Source organism: Mesorhizobium sp. M2C.T.Ca.TU.002.02.1.1, assembly GCF_003997225.1.
Genome location: NZ_RZTO01000632.1, coordinates 1 through 3,697, shown reverse-complemented (window position 1 = coordinate 3,697; position 3,697 = coordinate 1). Strand labels below are relative to the sequence as shown.

General features: G+C 63.7%; 3 protein-coding genes. All 3 read left to right on the top strand.

Annotation, left to right across the window (positions count from 1 at the left end; genetic code table 11):
* Positions 1–147 precede the first annotated feature (147 nt).
* Positions 148–1,374, top strand: coding sequence for an iron-containing alcohol dehydrogenase (locus EOD07_RS26450; protein WP_127237510.1), 1,227 nt, complete (start codon positions 148–150; stop codon positions 1,372–1,374).
* A 17-nt stretch (positions 1,375–1,391) separates the two neighbouring features.
* The gene (locus EOD07_RS26445) at positions 1,392–2,879 is read left to right on the top strand and encodes an NAD-dependent succinate-semialdehyde dehydrogenase (RefSeq protein ID WP_127237509.1); all 1,488 of its coding nucleotides are present in this window, start codon (positions 1,392–1,394) and stop codon (positions 2,877–2,879) included.
* A partial coding sequence (locus tag EOD07_RS26440) for an alpha/beta hydrolase (protein WP_348627782.1) occupies positions 2,879–3,697 on the top strand: 819 nt, incomplete at its 3' end. The genes EOD07_RS26445 and EOD07_RS26440, both read left to right, overlap by 1 nt.

Genomic DNA, 3,697 nt, shown 5'->3' with positions numbered 1-3,697 from the left:
GGATATGAACGGATGGGCTAGAAACCTGTCGCCCGCATTCAACGACGTGGGCACCAAAGCCGACAAAGCACCGGCCTCCGAACTGAAGGCGGCCCCACCGATGAACACGACACTTTTCCATCAGTCTCTTTCGAAAGATCTCAGTCCATGACCCTTTTTGCAGCCGCGCGCCTGCCGCGCGAAATTCTCTTCGGCAAAGGTCAGCGCCATGCGCTGCCCGCCATTGCCGGTCGATATGGCCGGCGCGCATTCATCTGCACCGACGAACGGCTCGCCGGAACGTCCGAGTTCATCGAGATGCTCGATGGGCTGAAGGCTGCCCGGATCGACACGCTCGTCCACGACCGCACCTTGCCGGACGTGCCGCGCGACAGCGTGGGCGCCTGTATCGCGGAGGCGAAGGGGTTCAGGCCGGACATGGTGATCGGCGTCGGGGGCGGCAGTTGCCTCGATATGGCCAAATGCGCCGGGCTGCTCATCAGCCATGGCGGCAAGCTCCAGGATTACTATGGCGAGTTCAAGGTGCCGGGCCCTGCCCTTCCCCTTATCGCGGTGCCGACCACGGCCGGCACCGGCTCCGAAGTCACTCCCGTAGCGGTGATCTCGGATCCGGAGCGGACGCTCAAGGTCGGCATCTCCAGCCCGCATCTCATCGCCGCGGTTGCGCTGTGCGACCCGGACCTGACAGCGAGTTGTCCCCCATCACTGACCGCCATCGCCGGCGCCGACGCGCTGACCCATGCGATCGAAGCTTTCACCGCCGCAAAACGCGGTGCGGATGCCGATCTGCCGCAACGCCATGTCTTCGTCGGCAAGAGCGCGCTGACCGATCATTTCGCCCTTCTGGCGATCAGGCTCCTGGGCCGCAGCCTCGAAGCAGCCTATCGCGACGGGTCGAACGAGGACGCACGCGCGGATGTCATGATGGGAGCGTTGGCCGCCGGCTGCGCCTTCGGCACAGCGGGAACGGCGGCTGCGCATGCCGTGCAGTATCCGGTGGGTGCGCTTACCCACACGCCGCATGGCCTCGGCGTCGCCACGATGCTTCCCTATGTGATGCGCTATAACCTTGCCGCCGCGACAGCGGAGATGGCCGAGATCGGCTCAGCTCTCGGTTTGGCCTGCCACGACGGCAATGCCGCCGCCCTGGCGGAGGCGACCATCGATGAGATCGCCCGGCTGTTCGCCGCGATAGGCATCACACGGACGTTGGCCGAACTTGGCCTTCCGGCGGACAAGATCGACTGGACGGCCGAGCAGGCGCTCGGAATCGACAGGTTGATCAAGAACAATCCCCGTCCATTCGATATGGCGGCGATGCAAAACTTGGTCCGGGCCGCCTATGAGGGCGACATGGCCGCCAGCGCGATGTGACGGAGGAATCCGAAACCATGAACATCTCTCCAGACTTACTTGACCAGGATTCCGACATGTCCGACTACAATACCTTTTCGCACGGCCTTTACATTGGCGGTGAGTGGCGCTCCTCATCCGACGGACGCGTGATCGAAGTGATCGATCCCTCGACGGAAGCAGTGATCGCCGCGGTTCCGGACGCGACGCTGGCCGACGCGGCGGCGGCGGTGGAGGCGGCTGCAGCGGCAGCATCGGGCTGGCGTGAAACACCGCCGCGCAAGCGATCGGAGATCCTGAGGCGCTGCTTCGAGCTGATGAGCGAACGTGCCGACACCTTGGCCGCGTTGATTTCGCTGGAGAACGGCAAAGCCCTGCGCGACGCGCGCGGCGAAGTCGCCTACGCGGCCGAGTTCTTCCGTTGGAACGCGGAGGAAGCGGTTCGCATCAGCGGCGAGTTCGGCCTTGCCCCGTCGGGCACGAACCGGATCGTGGTCGACTATCAGCCCATTGGCATTTGCGTTCTGATAACGCCATGGAATTTCCCGGCGGCGATGGCCACGCGCAAGATCGCGCCAGCCCTTGCCGCGGGGTGCACCGTCATTCTGAAGCCGGCCAGCGAGACGCCGCTGACAGCCTACGCGCTTGCCGCCCTCTATGAGGAAGCCGGCGTGCCGCCCGGCGTCGTCAACGTCATCACCACCTCGAGCCCGGGGCCGGTAACAGCAGCCATGCTGGCCGATCCGCGGGTGCGGAAGCTGTCCTTCACCGGCTCGACCGGCGTTGGGCGCGTGCTTCTCGCCGAGGCGGCGAAACACGTCATTTCCTGCTCGATGGAACTTGGCGGCAATGCGCCGTTCATCGTGCTCGACGATGCCGATCTCGAGGCGGCGCTCGACGGCGCGATGATCGCCAAGATGCGCAACGCCGGCGAGGCCTGCACGGCGGCGAACAGGCTCTACGCGCAGGCAGGCATTCATGATGCGTTCGTCGAAGGCCTGCGCAAGCGCATGGCGGCGCTGACCGTCGGCCCGGGCACTGACACGGAGACCGAATGCGGGCCGATGATTACCAGGAAGGCTGTGGACAAGATCGACCGGCTGGTTCAGGACGCGGTTGCCCGTGGCGCGAAGATCCTGTGCGGCGGCACGATCGCTGAAGGCAGGGGATTTTTCTACCCGCCAACGGTGTTGAGCGACGTGCCGGCCGACGCTGCCATGGCTCACGAGGAGATATTCGGCCCCGTGGCACCGGTGAGCCGCTTCGAACAAGAGGCCGAGGTCATCGCAAAGGCGAACGATACCGAGTATGGCCTTGCCGCCTATATCTATACCCGCGACCTCGCGAAGGGCATGCGCATGGCATCGAAGATCGAGTCCGGCATGATCGCGCTCAACCGCGGTCTGATGTCCGACCCTGCCGCGCCGTTCGGCGGGGTCAAGCAGAGCGGGCTTGGGCGCGAGGGCGGCCAGAAGCACGGCATAGCCGAGTTCATGGAGGCGAAATACATCGCCGTGACGATCTGATGAGTGAGATGGCAAAAGATCCATTCCGCACCCGCGACCACGTCCCCGAGTTCGACGACATAGTGGACGAGATCCGCCGCAGAAGCGCGGAGACGAGGGCGAAAATCCCGATGGTCGCCGATGTGGCTTATGGAGCCGACCGCAGCGAAACCCTTGACTTGTTTTTCCCGGAAGGCGGACGCGATCGGCTGCCGGTGCATATCTTCATTCACGGCGGTTACTGGCGCATGTTCTCGAAAAGCGACTATTCCTATGTCGCCGAGACTGTAACCAACGCAGGAGCGATTGCGGTCCTCCTGGGCTACGCGCTGATGCCGGCGGTGAGGATGGCAACTATCGTCGACCAAGTTCGCCGCGCCAGGCGATGGGTTGATGAACACATCGCGAGCCACGGCGGCGATCCCGCCATGTTAACCGTTAGCGGCCATTCTGCCGGCGCACATCTCGCGACGATGCTCTTCGACGACGACAGCCGGCCATCGGGTATCAAAGGCGCGCTTCTGTTGGGCGGTATTTACGATTTGAAGCCGTTACAGACTTCTTTTCTCGCCAATGAGATCGCGATTACCGACGAAGAGGTTAGGCGATACTCGCCAATCAATCATCGCTTCGATCCCTCCGTGCTGGTCGAGGTCGCGGTCGGGGCCGACGAAACTCTGCCATTCCATCGCGGGGCCGCGACCTTCACAGATAGTCTCCAACAGCAAGGACTAAGCGCTTCCCAAACCAACCTTGTGGCGGCCAATCACATGAGCAGCATCCGAGACATTGGCTTGGCCGGCACCGAGACGGCGGCGCTGTTGACCAAGACTGTGGGG

Bases quoted from the DNA above. Each gene is read 5' to 3' on its own strand.
- EOD07_RS26450 (WP_127237510.1), top strand. From the start codon at position 148: ATGACCCTTTTTGCAGCCGCGCGCCTGCCGCGCGAAATTCTCTTCGGC.
- EOD07_RS26445 (WP_127237509.1), top strand. From the start codon at position 1,392: ATGAACATCTCTCCAGACTTACTTGACCAGGATTCCGACATGTCCGAC.